The organism is Sphingomonas sp. (assembly GCF_036387595.1).
In the GTDB taxonomy this organism is placed as follows: domain Bacteria; phylum Pseudomonadota; class Alphaproteobacteria; order Sphingomonadales; family Sphingomonadaceae; genus Sphingomonas.
Map to the genome: position 1 here is coordinate 145129 of NZ_DASVTL010000074.1, position 17793 is coordinate 162921.

General features: G+C 68.8%; 22 protein-coding genes and 1 riboswitch. Of the genes, 18 read left to right on the forward strand and 4 right to left on the reverse strand.

Annotated features, from left to right (window positions below; all coding sequences use genetic code 11):
* Nucleotides 1–184 precede the first annotated feature (184 nt).
* The 3 genes from tilS (at nucleotide 185) to VF643_RS07485 (ending at nucleotide 3659) form a co-directional block, all read left to right on the forward strand.
* On the forward strand, nucleotides 185–1153 hold the full coding sequence (gene tilS, locus VF643_RS07475; protein WP_331042739.1) for a tRNA lysidine(34) synthetase TilS: 969 nt from the start codon (nucleotides 185–187) through the stop codon (nucleotides 1151–1153).
* Nucleotides 1154–1255: 102 nt separating this feature from the next.
* A complete protein-coding gene (gene ftsH / locus VF643_RS07480) occupies nucleotides 1256–3220 on the forward strand; it encodes an ATP-dependent zinc metalloprotease FtsH (RefSeq protein ID WP_331042740.1) in 1965 nt (654 codons plus the stop codon).
* A gap of 61 nt (nucleotides 3221–3281) precedes the next feature.
* The gene (locus VF643_RS07485; RefSeq protein WP_331042741.1) at nucleotides 3282–3659 is read left to right on the forward strand and encodes a hypothetical protein; all 378 of its coding nucleotides are present in this window, start codon (nucleotides 3282–3284) and stop codon (nucleotides 3657–3659) included.
* Here the strand turns inward: VF643_RS07485 and VF643_RS07490 are convergent.
* Nucleotides 3625–4074 carry a GNAT family acetyltransferase gene (locus VF643_RS07490; RefSeq protein WP_414713818.1) on the reverse strand — a complete coding sequence of 150 codons (450 nt, stop codon included), beginning with the start codon at nucleotides 4072–4074 and terminating at the stop codon, nucleotides 3625–3627. The genes VF643_RS07485 and VF643_RS07490 overlap by 35 nt on opposite strands.
* Nucleotides 4071–5123, reverse strand: coding sequence for a DUF3667 domain-containing protein (locus VF643_RS07495; RefSeq protein WP_331042743.1), 1053 nt, complete (start codon nucleotides 5121–5123; stop codon nucleotides 4071–4073). The genes VF643_RS07490 and VF643_RS07495 overlap by 4 nt, the downstream gene beginning before the upstream one ends.
* A 64-nt stretch (nucleotides 5124–5187) precedes the next feature.
* On the opposite strand from VF643_RS07495, the gene VF643_RS07500 reads away from it, so the two are divergent.
* The 14 genes from VF643_RS07500 to VF643_RS07565 all read left to right on the forward strand — a co-directional run bounded on the left by VF643_RS07500 (nucleotide 5188) and on the right by VF643_RS07565 (nucleotide 15526).
* Nucleotides 5188–6444 carry a glutamate-5-semialdehyde dehydrogenase gene (locus tag VF643_RS07500; RefSeq protein ID WP_331042744.1) on the forward strand — a complete coding sequence of 419 codons (1257 nt, stop codon included), beginning with the start codon at nucleotides 5188–5190 and terminating at the stop codon, nucleotides 6442–6444.
* Between the two features lie 31 nt (nucleotides 6445–6475).
* Entirely contained in the window at nucleotides 6476–6730 is a 255-nt protein-coding gene (locus VF643_RS07505) for a CopG family ribbon-helix-helix protein (protein ID WP_331042745.1), read from the forward strand.
* Nucleotides 6727–7014, forward strand: a complete 288-nt coding sequence (locus tag VF643_RS07510) for a type II toxin-antitoxin system RelE/ParE family toxin (RefSeq protein ID WP_331042746.1) — start codon at nucleotides 6727–6729, stop codon at nucleotides 7012–7014. The genes VF643_RS07505 and VF643_RS07510 overlap by 4 nt, the downstream gene beginning before the upstream one ends.
* Nucleotides 7011–7625 carry a nicotinate-nucleotide adenylyltransferase gene (locus VF643_RS07515; RefSeq protein ID WP_331042747.1) on the forward strand — a complete coding sequence of 205 codons (615 nt, stop codon included), beginning with the start codon at nucleotides 7011–7013 and terminating at the stop codon, nucleotides 7623–7625. The genes VF643_RS07510 and VF643_RS07515 overlap by 4 nt, the downstream gene beginning before the upstream one ends.
* Nucleotides 7626–7695: 70 nt before the next feature.
* Complete coding sequence (gene rsfS, locus VF643_RS07520; RefSeq protein ID WP_331042802.1) at nucleotides 7696–8025, forward strand: ribosome silencing factor; 330 nt, start codon at nucleotides 7696–7698, stop codon at nucleotides 8023–8025.
* A gap of 7 nt (nucleotides 8026–8032) precedes the next feature.
* The gene (locus VF643_RS07525) at nucleotides 8033–8455 is read left to right on the forward strand and encodes a 23S rRNA (pseudouridine(1915)-N(3))-methyltransferase RlmH (protein ID WP_331042748.1); all 423 of its coding nucleotides are present in this window, start codon (nucleotides 8033–8035) and stop codon (nucleotides 8453–8455) included.
* A complete protein-coding gene (locus VF643_RS07530; protein ID WP_331042749.1) occupies nucleotides 8455–9621 on the forward strand; it encodes a murein hydrolase activator EnvC family protein in 1167 nt (388 codons plus the stop codon). The genes VF643_RS07525 and VF643_RS07530 overlap by 1 nt, the downstream gene beginning before the upstream one ends.
* Nucleotides 9622–9729: 108 nt before the next feature.
* Nucleotides 9730–11076, forward strand: coding sequence for a S41 family peptidase (locus VF643_RS07535; RefSeq protein WP_331042750.1), 1347 nt, complete (start codon nucleotides 9730–9732; stop codon nucleotides 11074–11076).
* 13 nt (nucleotides 11077–11089) lie between these two features.
* Nucleotides 11090–11575, forward strand: coding sequence for a disulfide bond formation protein B (locus VF643_RS07540; protein ID WP_331042751.1), 486 nt, complete (start codon nucleotides 11090–11092; stop codon nucleotides 11573–11575).
* Nucleotides 11572–12123: a demethoxyubiquinone hydroxylase family protein gene (locus VF643_RS07545; protein WP_331042752.1), complete on the forward strand. Its 552-nt coding sequence runs from the start codon at nucleotides 11572–11574 to the stop codon at nucleotides 12121–12123. Before VF643_RS07540 ends, VF643_RS07545 begins: the two co-directional genes overlap by 4 nt.
* Nucleotides 12124–12134: 11 nt before the next feature.
* Entirely contained in the window at nucleotides 12135–12581 is a 447-nt protein-coding gene (locus VF643_RS07550; RefSeq protein WP_331042753.1) for a hypothetical protein, read from the forward strand.
* Between the two features lie 228 nt (nucleotides 12582–12809).
* A complete protein-coding gene (locus VF643_RS07555) occupies nucleotides 12810–13322 on the forward strand; it encodes a hypothetical protein (protein WP_331042754.1) in 513 nt (170 codons plus the stop codon).
* 5 nt (nucleotides 13323–13327) lie between these two features.
* Nucleotides 13328–14728, forward strand: coding sequence for a hypothetical protein (locus VF643_RS07560; protein ID WP_331042755.1), 1401 nt, complete (start codon nucleotides 13328–13330; stop codon nucleotides 14726–14728).
* A gap of 5 nt (nucleotides 14729–14733) precedes the next feature.
* Nucleotides 14734–14813, forward strand: a riboswitch (ZMP/ZTP riboswitch).
* Nucleotides 14814–14833: 20 nt separating this feature from the next.
* A complete protein-coding gene (locus tag VF643_RS07565; RefSeq protein ID WP_331042756.1) occupies nucleotides 14834–15526 on the forward strand; it encodes a DJ-1/PfpI family protein in 693 nt (230 codons plus the stop codon).
* Here the strand turns inward: VF643_RS07565 and VF643_RS07570 are convergent.
* Nucleotides 15507–16142 (reverse strand): DedA family protein, encoded by a 636-nt coding sequence (locus VF643_RS07570; RefSeq protein ID WP_331042757.1) that lies wholly within the window; start codon nucleotides 16140–16142, stop codon nucleotides 15507–15509. The two genes, VF643_RS07565 and VF643_RS07570, sit on opposite strands and share 20 nt — an antisense overlap.
* Before the next feature lie 73 nt (nucleotides 16143–16215).
* Between VF643_RS07570 and VF643_RS07575 the strand changes: the two genes are divergently transcribed.
* Nucleotides 16216–17010, forward strand: a complete 795-nt coding sequence (locus tag VF643_RS07575; protein ID WP_331042758.1) for an aldo/keto reductase — start codon at nucleotides 16216–16218, stop codon at nucleotides 17008–17010.
* 4 nt (nucleotides 17011–17014) lie between these two features.
* Here VF643_RS07575 and ubiG read toward each other — a convergent pair whose 3' ends face one another.
* Nucleotides 17015–17755 (reverse strand): bifunctional 2-polyprenyl-6-hydroxyphenol methylase/3-demethylubiquinol 3-O-methyltransferase UbiG, encoded by a 741-nt coding sequence (ubiG, locus tag VF643_RS07580; RefSeq protein WP_331042759.1) that lies wholly within the window; start codon nucleotides 17753–17755, stop codon nucleotides 17015–17017.
* Nucleotides 17756–17793: the final 38 nt, after the last annotated feature.

Here is a 17793-nt window from a genome sequence, read left to right on the forward strand (position 1 = left end):
CGATCGCCTCGCTCCTCCCCGCTTGGCGGGAAGGGGGGGGGGACCGCCGCCGAAGGCGGTGGTGGAGGGGGCTCGCCGCAAGGGACTCGCTCGTGGCACACCCCCTCCACCAGCCTTCGGCTGGTCCCCCTCCCCGTGCCGGGGAGGAATGCAACACCCATCGGCCCCAGGAATGTGCCGTTCAATGACCGAAGCCGACCGCTTCCGCACCGATCTCGCGCGCATCGCGGGCGACATCCCGAACCCCCTGCTCCTCGCGGTCTCCGGCGGACCCGACAGCATGGCGATGCTGGCACTCGCCGCCGCCGCCCTGCCGGGAGGCATAACGGCGGCGACCGTCGATCACGGCCTGCGCCCCGATGCGGCCGGAGAAGCGGCGATGGTGGCCGCCGCGTGCGCCGCGCTGAACGTGCCCCACATCACGCTGACCGCGGCCGAGCCACCCGCGGGCGCCAGCCTCCAGGCGCAGGCGCGCGGGGCTCGCTATGCGTTGCTGACCGCGCACGCCCGCGCGATCGGCGCCGCGGCCGTCGCGACCGCACATCATGCCGATGACCAGGCCGAGACGTTCCTCATGCGCGCCGCGCGCGGATCGGGCCTGTCGGGGCTGGCGGGGGTGCGGACGCGCGTGGTCATCGACGGGGTAACGATCGTTCGCCCGCTGCTCGACTGGCGCCGCGCAGAACTGCGCGCGATCGCCCGGCGCGCGGAAATGCCATTTGTCGACGATCCCGCCAACGCCGACGACCGCCACGACCGTACCCGGTTTCGCCGCCTGCTCGGCGCGAACGAATGGCTCGATCCGCCGCGCCTGGCCCGCGCGGCGGCGGCGCTGGCGGAGGCGGACGCCGATCTGCGCGCGGTCGCCGACTGGATCTGGGACGCGCGCGCCGCGGTCCACGACGGCGCGGTGGTGACGCTGGCGATCGACGATCTGCCGCGCGGCCTGTTGCGCGTCCTTGCCCGTCGCGCCATCGCCGCGGTGCGCGATTCGGGCGCCATCACCACCCCCGACTGGTCCGAAGCCATGAACGTCGAGCCCCTGCTCGATGCACTCGCCCAGGGCCGCCGCGCGACTCAGGCGGGGGTGGTCGCCGGCATGCGCCGCGGCGTCTGGCGCTTCCGCCCCGCGCCCCCCCGCCGCCGCACCTGATTTCCCTACAGCCTGGCTGGGGGGGACGAAGGCTGGTCCAGGCGCGACGAAACGCCGATCTGTTCCATTGCCATTAACCCGGCGGCGCTTATCTTGAGCCGCATGAGTGACAACGACAAGCAGCCGGACGGCAATGGCGGGGGCAGCGGCCCCAATCCGTGGATGAAGAGCCTGCTGATCTGGGTCGGCATCCTGATGGCGCTGGCGGTGTTCGTGACGATGCTCGACGGGCGCACCTCCGCGGCCGGCGGCAGCGCGGTCGAATATTCGACCTTCCTCGACAAGGTGGATGAGGGCACCGTCAAGGACGTGGTCATCAGCCGCGAACAGATCACCGGCACCTGGTCGTCCGGCGAGAAGTTCAAGACGATGCCGGTCCCCGATCCGCAGCTTATCCCCAAGCTGCGCGAAAAGGGCGTGACCTTCACCGCGCGGGCAGAGGACGGCCCGTCGATCTGGCAGTATATCCTGGTCCAGTCGCTGCCCTTCCTGCTGCTGATGGGCATCGCCTTCTTCGTACTGCGCCAGATGCAGAAGAATTCCGGCTCGGGCGCGATGGGCTTCGGCAAGTCGCGCGCCCGCATGCTGACGCAGAAGGAGGGCAAGGTCACCTTCGACGACGTCGCCGGCATCGACGAAGCACGCGAGGAACTGGTCGAGATCGTCGACTTCCTGAAAGACCCGACCAAATTCGCGCGGTTGGGCGGCAAGATTCCGAAGGGCGCGTTGCTCGTCGGCTCGCCCGGCACCGGCAAGACGCTGCTCGCCCGCGCCATCGCGGGTGAGGCGGGCGTGCCGTTCTTCACCATTTCCGGTTCGGATTTCGTCGAGATGTTCGTCGGCGTCGGCGCGAGCCGGGTGCGCGACATGTTCGAACAGGCCAAGAAGTCGGCGCCGTGCATCGTCTTCATCGACGAGATCGACGCGGTCGGCCGTCATCGCGGCGCTGGGCTCGGCACTGGCAACGACGAGCGCGAACAGACGCTCAACCAGCTGCTGGTCGAGATGGACGGTTTCGAAGCCAATGAGGGCATCATCATCGTCGCGGCGACCAACCGCCCCGACGTGCTCGACCCTGCGTTGCTGCGTCCCGGCCGCTTCGATCGCCAGGTGATCGTGCCGCGCCCCGATATCGAGGGGCGGATCAAGATCCTCGAAGTGCACATGAAGAAGGTGCCGCTGGCGCCCGACGTCGATGCGCGCACCATCGCACGCGGCACGCCCGGTTTCTCGGGCGCGGATCTGGCCAACCTCGTCAACGAGGCGGCGCTGACCGCGGCGCGCAAGGGCAAGCGGCTGGTCGCGATGGCGGAATTCGAGGAGGCCAAGGACAAGGTCATGATGGGCGCCGAGCGGCGCAGCATGGTGATGACCGAGGACGAGAAGCGCATGACCGCCTATCACGAGGCGGGCCATGCGGTCGTCGCGCTCCACGAAGCGGCGAGCGATCCGATCCACAAGGCGACGATCATCCCGCGCGGGCGTGCGCTGGGCATGGTCATGCGGCTGCCCGAGCGCGATTCGTACAGCTATCACCGCGACAAGATGTACGCCAACCTGGCCGTCGCGATGGGCGGGCGCGTCGCCGAGGAAGTGATCTTCGGCTACGACAAGGTGTCGTCGGGCGCATCGAGCGACATCCAATATGCGACGGGCCTGGCGCGCGACATGGTCACCAAATGGGGCATGTCGGACAAGGTGGGTCCGGTCGAATACGCGCAGCCGGAGGGCGAATCGTTCCTGGGCTATTCGTCCAGCCAGCCGGTGCGCATGTCGAACGCCACCGCACAGCTGATCGACGATGAGATCAAGAGCATCGTCCAGGGTGGCCTCGACCGTGCCAAGGCGCTGCTGACCGATCATGTCGATCAGCTTCACCTGCTGGCCGGCGCGCTGCTCGAATATGAGACGCTGTCGGGCGACGAGATCAAGGCGCTGATCGCGGGCGACGAGATCGGCCGCGACTCAGGGCCGAAGTCGCCGTCGGTACCGCGCGCCGGCACCTCCATCCCCAAGACGCGCCGCGGTTCCGGCCCGTTCGGCTCCCCCGCCCCGGCCGGCGCCTGACGTTCAGGATAACGCAATGAAGTCAATGACATGGGTCGGCAATCTTCACGAAGGCCGGCCCATGCAAAGATTGCTCCTGTGCGCGATGATAGTGACCTTTGCCGCCGCGCCCGCCGCCGCGGGGCAGACCGTCGCCGGCTTCCTCGATCGCGCGATGCCGATCCGCGACCAGGGCGTGCTCGGGATGCTGTCGCCGGAAGTCCCCGCGCTGCGCGCCGAGGCGAAAGCAGCGGTTCGCCAGATGCGCGCCGAACGCGACGCGCGCCGCGCCGCCGGCAAGCCTCCGCTCTATTGCAAGCCTGCGGACGAACCCGATCCGTCGGTCGAGGAGATGGTCGACGCGCTGGCCGACCTGCCCGAACGCCAGCAGCGCGCGCTATCGCTCAAGGACGGCATCGTCCGCGTCATGGCCCGGATGTACCCGTGCCGCCGGCGTTGACGCCCAGCCGCTTGCCCATGCTGACCCGCGGCTCGACGCAATAGCCGAGCGACTCGTAGAAGCCGGTCACATCCGCATTGCCGGCGCGCACCTGAAGATTGATCTTCCCGCAACCCGCCGCCGCCAGCCGCGCCTCCACCGCCTGCACCAGCCGCGCGCCGAGGCCTTGCCGGCGGTGCGACGCCGCAACGGCGACCGCATAGAGCCAACCGCGCGTCCCGTCATACCCGCCGGATGCGGTGCCGACCACGCGCTCGCCGTCGGTCGCGATCAGCAGATATTGGGGCTGTACCGCGAGCTTGGCGGGGATCGCCACCTCGGCGCGGCTGTACGGCGGATCGTCGGGAAACACCGCCCGCCAAAGCTCCGCGACGCCCGCGAAATCCGCCGCCACATAGGCGCGGATCGGGATCAGCCGGACATGCCCATCGCGAACACTCCCAGCCCATACAGCCCCAGGATCGTGACCGCGAACCCCAGCAGGATCACCGTCCGCCACAAGGCCGAGAAGGTCGACAGCCCGTAAGCGCCGCGCAGCTGTGCGAACATGTGCGCAGGCGGGATCAGCAACGCAGGCAGCGCGATCCAGCCGCCACTCAGACCCGCCGCGCCGGCCAGCGTCAGCGCGATCACCAGCAGCATCATGAAAGCCAGCGAATAGGTGATGAAGATCGCATGGTCGTACAGCCCGAACCGCCGCCGCCAAAGGAAAAGCAGGGCGACGAACGGCGTCGACAGCGGGATCAAGGCCCAGCTGTATTTATACGCGCTCGATTGCAGTTTGTAGAGCATGAGGCCCGGATTGCCTTTGAACTTCTGGATGGCGTTGCGCCTCAGCGCCGCCCAGCCTTGCGGGGCTGGCCCGTCGACCTTCGTCGATACGGTGATCGGCGTCGAAAACTGCTTCGCGGTCTCCAGCGCGTCGATCACGGTCTGCTGTGCCTCGACCTCCTCCTCACGGTCGGCGCCGGTTCGCGATTGCGCCCGCGCCAGTCCGGCGCGCGCCTTGACCAGTTCGACGTCGATCTTGCGATCGTTCTCCGCGCGCTCCGCGGCACTGGTTTCCAATGTGCGATCGAGTTCGCCACCGACCGCACTGATCGCCGCGAACATCAGGAACACGGTGAAGAGAAACAGCGCGAGCGGCGAGACGAACCGCGCGCGTTCGCCCGCGATGTAGCGCCGCGTCAGCTGGCCCGGCCGCAGCACCAGCATCGGCAGAGTCCGCCAGATGCGCCCTTCGAAATGGAAGACGCCGTGCGCGATCTCATGCCCGATCGCGCCCACCGTCCGGTGGACGTGCCCGGATTGGCCGCAGGCGTGGCAATGCGCGCCGAGCAATCTCGTCCCGCAATTCAGGCATAGTTCTGCCTGGCCACCAGCGTGTCCGCCTCGCCCGTCCACGGCCTGCGCAGCCAGCATCCCCGTCACGGCGTCACCCGCCGCTGCCATATCCCCCGTCATGCTCGCCATCCTATCACGGCGGACCCGTTTGGCGAGAGTGCGCGCGCATGCTAGCCCCGCACCGATGAACGATACGCCCGCAACGATGATGGCTGCGATGGGCGCGCGCGCGCGCGATGCGTCGCGGACGCTTGCGCGGTGCCCGACTGCGGCCAAGCAACGCGCGATCGCTTGTGCCGCAGAAAGTCTGCGCGGGGCGGGGCCAGCGATCCTCGCTGCCAATGCGCAGGACATGGCGGATGCCGCCGCGGCCGGATTGTCGCCGGCGATGCTCGACCGGTTGCGCCTCGATCCCGCGCGCGTCGCCGCAATGGCGGACGGGGTGGCGGCGGTGTCGACGCTTCCCGACCCCGTCGGCGCGGTGATCGACGAGACTCGCCGTCCCAATGGCCTGGCCCTTGCGCGGGTGCGCGTGCCGATCGGTGTCATCGGGATCATCTTCGAGAGTCGCCCGGGCGTCACCGCGGATGCCGCGGCGCTGTGCGTGGGCAGCGGCAACGCCGTCATCCTGCGTGGCGGCTCAGAAGCGCGCGCGAGCAATGCCGCGATCCACACGGCCTTCGTCGAGGGACTCGAAACCGGCGGCCTGCCGCGCGACGCGGTGCAGTTGGTCGCGACGACCGATCGTGCTGCGGTCGGTGCAATGCTCGCGGCGGAGGGGCTGATCGACCTTATCGTCCCACGCGGGGGCAAGGGGCTGGTCGCGCGCGTCCAGGCGGAGGCGCGGGTGCCGGTGCTGGCGCATCTCGACGGCATCAACCACGTCTATGTCGATGCCTCGGCGGACTTCGACATGGCGTGCGCGGTCGTGGTCGACGCCAAGATGCGGCGCACCGGCATCTGCGGCGCGATGGAGACATTGCTGATCGACAGCAATTTCGGTCGCGTCGGCGGGCTGGTCTCGGCGCTCGCCGATGCTGGGTGCCAAATTCGATGCGATCCCGCCGACCAGCGGCTCATGCCCTGGAACGACCTATCGGATGGCGTCGACTTCGGCGTCGAATATCTCGATGCGATCGCCTCGGTCGGCTTGGTCGAGGGTATAGACGGCGCCATCGCCCATATTGCGGCGCACGGCTCGCACCACACCGACGCCATCGTCGCCGAGGATGCCGCCGTCGCCGAACGCTTCCTGGCAGAGGTCGATTCGGCGATCGTGCTGTGGAACGCCTCGACCCAGTTCGCCGATGGCGGCGAATTCGGGCTGGGGGCCGAGATCGGCATCGCCACCGGCCGCCTCCACGCCCGCGGACCTGTCGCGCTGGAGGGCCTGACGACGTATAAATGGGTTGGCCGCGGGGCAGGGCAGGTGCGGGGTTGATAGCCATGTATACATGTGCAACATCTGTTGGATGGCCGAAACGATAGTCGTTACCGCGCGCATCAGCGAAGAACTCTCCGCCGATCTGGACAGATTGGCTGCGCTGCGTGACCGCAGTCGCGCCTGGCTTATACAGAAGGCAATCGCGGCCTTTGTCGAGGAAGACCTCGGCCTGCGCGCGTCGTTGCAGGAGGCCGAAGCGCAGGTCGAGCGCGGTGAGTATCTGACGCACGAGGCGTTCATGGCCGACTTGAAGGCGGAATTCGGCAAGCGGCAGGCCGCTTGATCCGTCTCGTCTGGAGCAAGGATGCCCAAAGCGACCTGCGCGCGCTCACCCTGTTCTACGCGCAGATCATGCCTGACCTGCCGGAACGGCTGATTGCCCGGATCGAGGAAGCCGCGGCCAAGCTCATCGACTTCCCCCGGCTCGGCCCCGAACTGCCCGACAGCGATGTCCGATCGTGGGCTGCCAAGGGGACGCCGTTCCTCCTGCTATACCGCGTGACACCGGACAGCGTCCGGATTCTCAAGGTGCGCGATGCCCGCACCGACTGGAAGCCACGCGCTTGAACGGCCGGCGCATCGGCCTGTTCGGCGGCAGCTTCAACCCCGCCCACCGCGGACATCGCCACGTGAGCCTGAACGCGATTCGCGCATTGGCGCTGGACGAAATGTGGTGGCTGGTATCGCCCGGCAATCCGCTGAAGGCCGGCGCGGCCGACATGGCGCCGCTCGCCGCCCGCCTCGCCTCGGCGCGCGCGATGGCCAGGCGGGCGCCGATCCGCGCGACCGCGATCGAGGCGCGGCTGGGTACGCGCTACACCATCGACACGATCGTAAGACTCCAGCGTCTCTACCCGCGCACCCGCTTCATCTGGCTGATGGGCGCCGACAATCTGGCGCAATTCCATCGCTGGCGGAATTGGCGCGGAATTGCGCGCGCGATCCCGATTGCGGTGATCGCGCGCCCGCGGTATGATCGACGCGCCTTAGCGGACCCCGCGACGGCGTGGCTGCGGCGCTTCGAACGGCGTCAAGCCACGGCTAAGACCTGGACGACGTGGAGTTTGCCGGCGATCGTGCGCGTGCGCTTCCACCCCGACCCGACCTCTGCCACGGCCGTGCGCGCGGCCGATCCCCACTGGCATAGCCACATGCCGGTCCCCCGACCCAGGAGCTGAATTGGCCAATCCGAACCCCGCCCCCCGCCCCTCCGACCCGCAGGAAGTCGAAGCGCTCCACGCCCTCGTCATGGCGAGCCTCGACGACGACCAGGCAGTCGACGCGATCTCGATTCCCCTTGCGGGCAAGTCGTCGATCGCCGACCACATGGTCATCGCCAGCGGCCGGTCGACTCGCCAGGTGGCGTCGATGGCAGCCAAGCTCGCCGAACGGATCAAGGCCGAAACCGGCCGCCCGACCCGTATCGAAGGCCTGCCGACCGCGGACTGGGTGCTGATCGACGCGGGCGACGTGATCGTCCACCTGTTCCGGCCCGAGGTCCGCAGCTTCTACAATCTGGAACGGATGTGGTCGTTCGGCGACGCGCCTGCGCCCCCCATGGCACCCCACGACGCCTGACGGCGGCATGCTGCTGCATATCGTGGCGCGCGGACGGATCGGGCGCTCGCCCGAGGCGGACCTGCTCGATCGCTATATGAAGCGCGTCACGTGGCCGACGCGGGTCACCGAATTGCCCGATAGCGGCGGCAGAATGCCCGATCTGCCCGCGCAGTCCCGGCGCGTTCTTCTCGATGAGACGGGTAACGTGCTGTCGTCGATGGCCTTTGCGCAGACGCTCGGCCGCTGGCGGGATGACGGCGTGCGCGAGGCGCGGTTCGAGATCGGCGCGGCGGACGGCTTCTCGGCAAGCGAACGCGCGGGCGCGGACCTGCTGCTGTCCTTCGGGCGCGCGACCTGGCCGCATTTGCTGGCGCGCGCCATGCTCGCCGAGCAGCTTTTTCGCGCGGTCAGCATTCTCGCCAACCACCCTTATCACCGGGAGGGGTGATGCGCGGCTACGCTCTGCTCGCGCTTGCCGCCGGCGTGCTGCTGACGACCAGCGGTGCAGCCCGACCGTCCGAGATCGCGGATCAGCGTCGCCGCCTGATCGAGGCCCGTCGTGCGGCGTCCGAGGCGACGATACGCGCGGAGCGACTGAGCGCCCAAGCCGGTGCCGAACGCGACGCCGCAGCCAGGGCGCAGGCCCATGAACGCGCGCTTGCCGGTCGCATCGTGGCTGCCGAAGCCGAACTGAACGCCGCCGCCGCGCGTGCGGCCCTGGTCGAGGATCTGCTCACCCGCCGTCGCGCCAACCTCGCCGCGGCCCAGGCCCCGGCGGCGCGTCTGCTCGCCGCGCTCCAGTCGCTGGCGCGGCGTCCGCCGATCGTCGCGATCGTCCAGCCCGGATCGGTGGACGATCTGGTGCATGTCCGCGCCGTCCTGGGCACCGCGCTTCCCACCGTGCGCGCACGCACCGCGGGCCTGCGCGCCGAGATCGACAACACGCGCCGGCTCCGGACCGCGGCGCTGACCGCGGCGGCGGCCCTGCGCGATAGCCGGGCCAAGCTGGCGTCGGCGCGGGTCACGCTCGCGCAGGCCGAAGCGGCGCACCGCGCGCGCGCGCAGGCGCTCGGCCGGGGCGCGCTGGGCGAATCGGATCGGGCGCTCGCGATGGGCGAGCGTGCGCGTGACATGGTGGATCGGATGGCCGAGACCGGCGCGGCGGATGCGACCGCCACCGGCCTCGCCAGGCTGGATGGCCCGCTGCCGCGCCCGCTGGCGCCCGGAGCCACCGCGCCGCCGCGCGTCCGTGGCGCCTATCGCCTGCCGGTCGCGGGCCGGCTGGTCACCGGGCTCGACGAGATTTCGGACGCCGGCATCCGCTCGCGCGGGTTGACCTTTGCGGTGGCGGCAGGCGCCGCGGTCAGCGCGCCTGCCGCCGGCACGATACGCTATGCACGGCCGTTCCGCCGCTATGGCACGATCGTAATCCTGGATCACGGCGCCGGCTGGACCTCGCTCGTCACGGGCCTTGGCACCGCGACGGTAGCGGCGGGGGACCGCGTCGGCGCGGGGACGACGATCGGCCGCGCGGCCAATCGCGAAGATCCTCGGATAACCGTGGAATTGCGCCGCCGTGGCCGCCCCGTCGATGCGGCCGCGCTCGTCGGTTGACGGGCCGGCCGGTCGGTCAGGCGTGGTTCAGCCCACGTCCGCTTTGATCGCCGGCGCGGAACCGGCTATTCCGTCCCTTCGACCCCTTCGATACGCGCAGGAACACCGATGCCCCGTCCTTCGACTGCAACGCTCGCGCTCCTCGGTGCGCTGGTCCTCGTCCCCGTCGCCACCTCGGCGATGGCGGCGGTCGACAGCGCCAATTACCGCGAGTTCGAACAGTTCCTCGACGTCTACAATCGGGTGAAGGCCGATTACGTCGACAAGGTCGACGACAAGACCCTCATCAAGGGTGCGATCCAGGGCATGCTGGCCAGCCTCGATCCGCACAGCAGCTATGTCGATGCGCTCGATTACGACAATCTGCGGATTATGACCGAGGGCAATTACGGCGGCCTCGGTCTCTCCGTCTCGATGGAGGACGGCGCGGTCAAGGTCATCGCGCCGCAGGAGGATACGCCCGCCGCGCGTGCGGGGGTGAAATCGGGCGATTACATCACCCATGTCGACGGCAAGTTGATCTTCGGCGGCACGCTCGACGAGGCGGTGGCGATGATGCGCGGCAAGCCCGGCAGCAAGGTCGCGATGACGCTGGTGCGGCCCGGGAATCCCAAGCCCATCGAGATCGCGATGATGCGCGAAGTCATCGTCCAGAAGCCGGTGAAGTGGGAGGCCAAGGGCGACGTCGGCTATATCAACATCAACACATTCTCCGAAAACACCGGCGCCGACACCCGCGACGCGATCCGCGCGATCGACCGTGCGCTCGGGCACAAGCCGCTCGGCTATGTCGTCGACCTGCGCGACAATGGCGGCGGCCTGCTGACCCAGGCGATCGCAGTCAGCGATGCCTTTCTCGACCATGGCGAGATCGTCTCGCAACGCGGCCGCGAAAAGACGGACATCGAACGCTATTTCGCCAGGCCGGGTGACGACGCGAAGGGGCTGCCGGTCGTCGTGCTAACCAACGCGGGCACCGCCTCGGCGAGCGAGATCGTCGCGGGCGCGATCCAGGATCATCACCGCGGGCTGGTGATGGGCGAGCGCAGCTTCGGCAAGGGATCGGTCCAGACCCTGCTCCAGGTCGGGCCGCAGACGGCGCTGCGCCTCACCACGGCACGCTACTACACGCCGTCCGGCCGATCGGTGCAGGAGGGCGGGATCGAACCCGACATCCGCGTGCCCCAGATCAGCGATCCCGATTACAAATCGCGCCCCGTCTTCCGCGAAGCCGATCTGCGCCGCCACCTCATCAACGAGGTGAAGGCGGACAATGCGGTGCTCGAAGAGGACGCAAAGACCGATCCCCGCTTCGGTCAAACGCCGGAACAGCTGAAGAAGGCGGGGATCGAGGATTTCCAGCTCTATTATGCGCTGAAAACCGTCGCCCGGCTCGGCGGCCCGGCGCAGGTCGCCGCGGCCACGCGTCCCGCCATCAAGACGCCGACGAAGTGATTCGAATTTGACGATGAACCGCCACGAACGGCGCGCAAGGCTGATCGCGCTGCTGCTCCCCGCCGCGCTGCTGGCCGGCGCGTGGGGCGCGCAGCTGATCGGCGGGCTGTATCCGTGCGAGATGTGCCATTGGCAGCGCTGGCCGCATTATGCCGCGCTCGTGCCCGCGGCCTTGGCCTTCGCAGTTCCCCGGCGCGGTCTCGCGCGCATGCTCGTCATCGCCGCCGCGGTGCTGGTCGCGGTCAGCGGCGCGATCGGCATAGCGCATGCCGGCGTCGAATATCACTGGTGGAGCGGCTTCACCGGCTGCACCCAGACGGCGTCGCTCGCCGGCATGGACGCCGCGGCGCGGCTGGACGCGATCCTGCACGCCCCGGTGGTGCGCTGCGACGCCGCACAATGGACGTTTGCGGGCATTTCGCTCGCCGGGTTCAACGCGATCCTGTCGCTGGGCGGCGCCGTGCTGATCCTGATGCTCCTGGCCCGGAAAACACGATGACGGACACGATGACCGACTCTTGGCGGCCGGGAGATTCCAAACGCGCGACCGATGCGATGATCCGCGTCGACCAGGCGGGTGAATATGGCGCGACCCGCATCTACGCAGGGCAGCTCGCGGTGCTGGGGGACCGGCATCCGGCGGCGCGCGCGATCCACCACATGGCCGCGCAGGAGGAGCGTCACCGCGCCTTCTTCGATCGGATGATCGCGGAGCGGGGCGTCCGTCCGACGATCCTGCAACCCTTGTGGAACGTCGCCGGCTTCGCGCTCGGCGCCGTCACGGCCGCGATCGGCCCCGACGCGGCGATGGCCTGCACGGCCGCCGTCGAGACCGAAATCGACAAACATTATTCCGAACAGCTCGAAATTCTGGGCGCCAGCGATCCCGAATTGTCCGCCGCGATCGTGGATTTTCAGGCCGAGGAGGTCGAGCATCGCGATCACGCACTGGCGGCCGGCGCCGAGAATGCGTTCGGGTATCCGGTACTCAGCGGCCTCATACGGTTGGGATGCAAGGTCGCGATCGCGGCGGCCAAGAGGATATGAGGAAAGCACGCATGAACAGGCTCCTGATTGCAGCGATGCTCATCGCCGCACCCGCAACGGCGCAACAGGTCGGCCCGCCGGCCGCAGCGACGCGCAAGCCCATTTCGATCCCCGGCGAGATCTCGCGCAGCGCCCCCGTCAACGGCGTCGTCGTGCTCTACGGCAACGAACGCTGCCCGACCGACGGCGACGGCAACGAGGTGGTCGTCTGCGTGCGCCGCAGCGCGCAGGAGCAATTCCGCGTGCCCAAGGAGTTGCGCAACTTTCAGGTCACGCCGCAGAACGAAAGCTGGGCGGCGCGCGCGCAGGGGACGATGGACACCGGCGTCGGCACGAACAGCATCGGCAGCTGTTCGGTCGTCGGTGCCGGCGGCCAGACCGGCTGCTTCGCCCAGCGTGTCCGCGAGAGCAAGCGTGAGGATGCGGCCCGCGACGCCGAACAAGCACGCGTGCCGTAAAGAGGCGCGGCTCCGCAGCGAGTTGCCGATCGCTTGCAATGTTGGATTTGGTGCGGCAGCCCCTTCCCATGCCATGCCGAACCCTCCTCGCGCCGGATCCCATGCCACCGCCGCGGGGCGCGTTTCTTCGGGTATTCGCGTGACCTTCGTTACCTTCGGACCGCTGTCGTGCTTGCCGATGCGCACGGATCGCGCGAGTGTCCGGCCAAACGGATTGGGGGGTCTGCGATGGCAACGACGATAGGATCGGCCGCGGCCCCGACGAACCCGTGGGACGCCGACACGTTCGAAAAGATATTGTCCGCGGGTGCCGTCATCCTCGGCGTGGCGATGGTCGTCGCCATCCTGCGGGGGCACGCGCACTGGGCCGAGGTGCCCGTGCTGGTGTGGCTGCACCTGCTGACCATCGGGGTTGCGGTCGCGCTGACCCCGACGATGCTGCTGGCGCGTCGCGGCACGCAGCGGCATCGCTGGCTGGGCCGCATCTGGGCGGTGTCGATGGCAGCGACCGCGGCACTGACCTTCGGCATCGCGACGATAAATTCGGGTCGCTATAGCCTGATCCACCTGCTGTCGGCGTGGACGCTGATCCAGGTGCCGCTGATCTGGTGGACCGCGCGCACGCATCAGGTGCTGCGGCATCGCCGGGCGGTGCGCGGGATGGTCACCGGCGCGCTGCTCGTGGCGGGGTTCTTCACCTTTCCCTTCGATCGCATGCTCGGCACCTGGCTGTTCGGCTGACGCGGGTGCGCGACCGACGCTTCATCGCCGTGCTGTTCGTGCTGGTCTGGTTCTCCTGCGCGTGGTTCGGCTCGTGGGAATGGAATCCCAACACCGCGACTCGGATGTACGCCGCGATCAGCCTGGTCGAGGATGGCGATGCGACGATCGACGAATTCGCCGAACTGACGATCGACAAGGCGCGCTTCGGCTCGCACACCTATCTGGACAAGGCGCCGGGGATGACGCTGATGGCGCTGCCTGCGGTCGCGCTGGCCGCAGCCGTCACCGGGGATCGTTCCTCCCGTTACGCCAAGCGGTTCGGCGACGCGGAACTCGGCCGCTTCCTGCGATTGCGCACACGGGGGGCGGCGGCGAGCGGACCAGCGCTGCTGACCGCCATCGCCGCGGTGCTGCTGTACGATCTTGCGCTGGGTCTCGGCGCCAGCCGCGCCGCGGCCTTGTTCGCCAGCCTGGGCTATGCGCTCGGCACGCCGATCTGGGGCTGGTCCACGACCCTGTTCGGCCATGCCGCGGTCGCCGCCTTGTACGTGATCGCCGCCTGGGCGGGGTGGCGCGCGACTGGCGACCGAGTGCGGCCCGGCATGGCCGCGCTCGCCGGGGCGGCGCTGGGCTGGGCGGTGGTGGTCGAACATCAGGCGGTGCTCGCGGGCACCGCGATCGGCCTCTGGATCCTTTGGCGGTCCTGGCGTTGCGAGAATCGCTGGCGGAGTTTCGGTGCGCTGGCGGCGGGGGGCATCGCCGCGCTCCTGCCGCTGCTCGCCTATAATCTGATCGCGTTCGGCACGCCGTTCCGTCTCGGCTACCAAGGCGTAGTCGGCTGGGAAGGCATGGACCGGGGATTGTTCGGGCTGACCTCGCCCGATCCGGATGTGCTCTGGGCCATCGTCTTCGGCCTGCGCCGCGGTCTGATCTGGGTCGCGCCGGTGCTCGTCCTGGCGCCGCTCGGGCTTGCGGCGCTGGTCCAGGATCGTCGCACGCGCGCCACCGGGATCATAGCAGCGGCGGTCGTCGCGATCGTGCTGCTGGTCAACGCCGCTTATGTCTATTGGGACGGCGGCAACAGCACCGGACCGCGCCTCGCCATGCCGATGGCCGGCGTGATGGCGCTCGGCCTTGCGCGCGTCTGGGACATGCTTGGGCGCTACGGTCGGCTGGCTGCGGGCAGCCTCCTCGCGCTTTCGATCGCGATCAACGCAGTGATCGCCGCGGCTGAGATATTCAGCCCGCCTCAGTTCGGCTTTCCTATCTGGACCGCGGTCTTCGAACTCCGCTTCAGCCCGGGCGACCTGCGAACCGTCGCCAGCGAGTGGCTGGGCTGGTCGGCGTGGGCGGGATTCGGATTGTGGGCCGCGCTCGCCCTTCCAGCGCTCGCCTGGCTTGCACGCCGCACGACCCGGGCCTAGCTTGGCGCGGTTCGCGTGACTGGCGCAGCTGTGGAGCACCACGAGGAAGCGCGGACCCGATCCGCCGCGCGCCTGGGCATCCTCTCTGACGAAGGAGCCTCGCGCATGCCCGAACCCCTGCACATCGCCTTTTTGCTTTTCCCCAACGTCACTCAACTCGATCTGACCGCGCCGGTGCAGGTGCTGTCGCGACTCGGCAATGCTCGCCTCGATCTGGTCTGGGCGACGCGCGATCCGGTGCCCACCGACGCGGGTTTCTCGATCCTGCCGACCGCGACCTTCGCCGATGTCCCGCGCGCCGACATCCTGTGCGTGCCCGGCGGCTTCGGGGTGAACGGGGTGATCGCCGACGACGTCGCGATGGACTGGGTCGCGGCCATCGGCGCGGACGCGACGTGGGTGACCAGCGTGTGCACCGGATCGCTGATCCTGGGCGCTGCGGGGCTGCTGACGGGCTATCGCGCCGGCTGCCACTGGGCACAGCGCGACATGCTGCCGCTGTTCGGCGCCATACCCGTGGCCGAACGCGTCGTGATCGACCGCAACCGGGTGACCGGCGGCGGGGTGACCGCGGGGATCGACTTCGCCCTCACGTTGACCGCGCTACTGCGGGGCGAGGGGCATGCGCGCGCGGTGCAGCTGAGCCTGGAATACGACCCCGCACCGCCGTTCGACAGCGGCTCGCCGGAGCGCGCGGGGGCGGCGCTGGTGGAAACCTATGCGCGGCGGGTCGCGGCGCTGGTACCCACCCGCGACGACGATCTGCGGGCTTTGGCGATCAGGCGCGGTTTTTCCTGATGCCGTTGACGCGGTGCCAGATGTAGAGCGCGGCCAGTGCGATCAGGATCAGCCCGATCGCCAGGTCCGCGCGGTGGAACGCGGCCTTCACCCGCGGGTCGCTGTTCCACTTGTCGCCCAGCTTCATCCCGATCCACGTCAGCGCAAAGCAGAACGGCCAGGAGCCGACGAAGGTATAGAGATGGAACGGCAACAGCTTCATCCGCGCCATGCCCGCCGGGAAAGCAATGAAGGTGCGGATCACCGGCAGCAGCCGCCCGATCAGCACCGCGGCACTGCCCCAGCGCGCGAAGAAGCGGTCGGCGGCGTCAAGTTCGTCGGCCCCGATCAGCAGATAGCGGCCCCAGCGCTCGACGAGCGGGCGCCCGCCGCGCTTGCCCGCTTCATAGGCGACGATCGACCCCAGGTTGCATCCCAGCGCCCCTGCGGTCGCGGCCAGATACAGGCCGAACCGCCCGGTCGAGACGAGGTATCCGGCGAACGGCATGATGATTTCGGACGGCAGCGGCACGCACGCGCTCTCGATCGCCATCAGCAACGCGATGCCGATATAGCCGCCGGTGGAGATCACCCAGATCGTAAAGGCGGCCAGCGCACCCAGGATTTGCTCGAACATGGCCGCGGCGCTTGCGCGATCGGGGCGCGAGCGTCAATCGGAACCCCTCGGCCCTCAGGAAGGTTGGCACCGCATGACCGATATCACGCTCAACGACGGCCGCATCATGCCCGCACTCGGCATGGGCACCTACAAGGTTCCCGATTCGCAGGCCGCGATGGTGGTCCGCGCCGGAGTCGACACCGGCTTCCGGCTCGTCGACACCGCGGCCTTCTATCATAACGAGCGCGGGGTCGGCGAAGGTCTGCGTGGATCGGACGCCTTCGTCACCACCAAGCTGTGGAACGACCGCCACGAGGACGCCGAGGTCGCGCTGGACGAGAGCCTGGCGCTGCTCGGCCGCGATTCGGTCGATCTCTATCTGATCCACTGGCCGTCGCCCACACAGGGCAAGTTCGTCTCCGCCTGGAAGACGCTCGTGAAGCTGCGCGAATCAGGCAAGGCGAAGTCGATCGGCGTGTCGAACTTCCTGGCGCGGCATCTGGAACGCGTCATCGACGCGACCGGCGTGGTGCCGGCCGTCAACCAGATCGAACTGCATCCGCGCTTTCAGCAGGTCGAACTGAGGAGCTGGATGGAGGAAAGCGGCATCGTCGCGCAGAGCTGGAGTCCGCTGGGGCAGGGCGACATTCTGAGCGATTCCGCGATAGTCGCCATCGCCCGCAAGCACGGCCGCTCGCCCGCACAAGTGGTGATCGCCTGGCATCTGGCGCTGGGTCTGTCGGTCATTCCGAAGGCGGGTTCACCCGATCATCTGGCCGAGAATGCCGCCGCAGCCGCGCTGGTTCTCGATGAGGAGGACATGGCGGCCATAGCCGCGCTCGATTCCGAAGACGGACGGATCGGGCCGGACCCGATGTCCATGTGAGCCATCACGCGCGAACCGCGGTGACCAGATAATTCAACGCCGTCGACGCGCCGAGCGCGAAGCCGGTGGCGGGAGAGACGATCAGGCCGCGGACGTCGATGACGCGCAACCCGGCATCCGTGAGCAGCACGGTCAATTCCTCGGGCGTGAGAAATCGGTGCCAGTCATGCGTGCCCTGCGGAATCACGCCGACGCCTTCGGCAACCGCGATCATCGCCACGCGGGACAGCGCGGTGCGGTTGGGCGTAGACATCACCAGCAGCCCGTCGTCGGCCAGCGCGCCCGCAACGCCGCGAACGAAGGCGGGGCGATCGACGACATGCTCGATCACCTCCAGGCAGGTGACGAGGTCGAAGCGTTCGTCGGTGCCCAGCGCCGCGACCCCGCCCGCGCGATAGGCGATTTCGAGGCCGGCAGCCTGCGCATGGGTCTGCGCCACCACGATATTCTCGGGCGCCGCGTCGATACCGGTGACGGCGGCACCAAGCCGGGCGAGCGGCTCGCACAACAATCCCGCGCCGCAGCCGATGTCGAGCGCACGGCGCCCGACCAGCGGAGTGAAGCCGGTATCATCGCCGCCCCAATGTGCATCCACCTGCTCGCGGATATAGGCCAGGCGCGGCGGATTGAGCTTGTGGAGCATAGCCGACGATCCCGTCGGACTCCACCAATCGGCTGCCATCCGCCCGAAATGCGCGGCCTCACGCGGGTCGATCGTTTCGGTCGTTACGGTTGCGCTCGCCATTTTCGGTTCCTATCAGGACGCCCGCCGTCTCCATAGCG

Bases quoted from the DNA above. Each gene is read 5' to 3' on its own strand.
- VF643_RS07525 (WP_331042748.1), top strand. From the start codon at position 8,033: ATGCTGCTGCATATCGTGGCGCGCGGACGGATCGGGCGCTCGCCCGAG.
- VF643_RS07540 (WP_331042751.1), top strand. From the start codon at position 11,090: ATGAACCGCCACGAACGGCGCGCAAGGCTGATCGCGCTGCTGCTCCCC.
- VF643_RS07550 (WP_331042753.1), top strand. From the start codon at position 12,135: ATGAACAGGCTCCTGATTGCAGCGATGCTCATCGCCGCACCCGCAACG.
- VF643_RS07530 (WP_331042749.1), top strand. From the start codon at position 8,455: ATGCGCGGCTACGCTCTGCTCGCGCTTGCCGCCGGCGTGCTGCTGACG.
- VF643_RS07505 (WP_331042745.1), top strand. From the start codon at position 6,476: ATGGCCGAAACGATAGTCGTTACCGCGCGCATCAGCGAAGAACTCTCC.
- VF643_RS07555 (WP_331042754.1), top strand. From the start codon at position 12,810: ATGGCAACGACGATAGGATCGGCCGCGGCCCCGACGAACCCGTGGGAC.
- VF643_RS07545 (WP_331042752.1), top strand. From the start codon at position 11,572: ATGACGGACACGATGACCGACTCTTGGCGGCCGGGAGATTCCAAACGC.
- tilS (WP_331042739.1), top strand. From the start codon at position 185: ATGACCGAAGCCGACCGCTTCCGCACCGATCTCGCGCGCATCGCGGGC.
- VF643_RS07575 (WP_331042758.1), top strand. From the start codon at position 16,216: ATGACCGATATCACGCTCAACGACGGCCGCATCATGCCCGCACTCGGC.
- VF643_RS07535 (WP_331042750.1), top strand. From the start codon at position 9,730: ATGCCCCGTCCTTCGACTGCAACGCTCGCGCTCCTCGGTGCGCTGGTC.
- ubiG (WP_331042759.1), bottom strand. From the start codon at position 17,755: ATGGCGAGCGCAACCGTAACGACCGAAACGATCGACCCGCGTGAGGCC.
- VF643_RS07570 (WP_331042757.1), bottom strand. From the start codon at position 16,142: ATGTTCGAGCAAATCCTGGGTGCGCTGGCCGCCTTTACGATCTGGGTG.
- VF643_RS07485 (WP_331042741.1), top strand. From the start codon at position 3,282: ATGCAAAGATTGCTCCTGTGCGCGATGATAGTGACCTTTGCCGCCGCG.
- rsfS (WP_331042802.1), top strand. From the start codon at position 7,696: ATGGCGAGCCTCGACGACGACCAGGCAGTCGACGCGATCTCGATTCCC.
- ftsH (WP_331042740.1), top strand. From the start codon at position 1,256: ATGAGTGACAACGACAAGCAGCCGGACGGCAATGGCGGGGGCAGCGGC.
- VF643_RS07500 (WP_331042744.1), top strand. From the start codon at position 5,188: ATGAACGATACGCCCGCAACGATGATGGCTGCGATGGGCGCGCGCGCG.
- VF643_RS07495 (WP_331042743.1), bottom strand. From the start codon at position 5,123: ATGACGGGGGATATGGCAGCGGCGGGTGACGCCGTGACGGGGATGCTG.
- VF643_RS07565 (WP_331042756.1), top strand. From the start codon at position 14,834: ATGCCCGAACCCCTGCACATCGCCTTTTTGCTTTTCCCCAACGTCACT.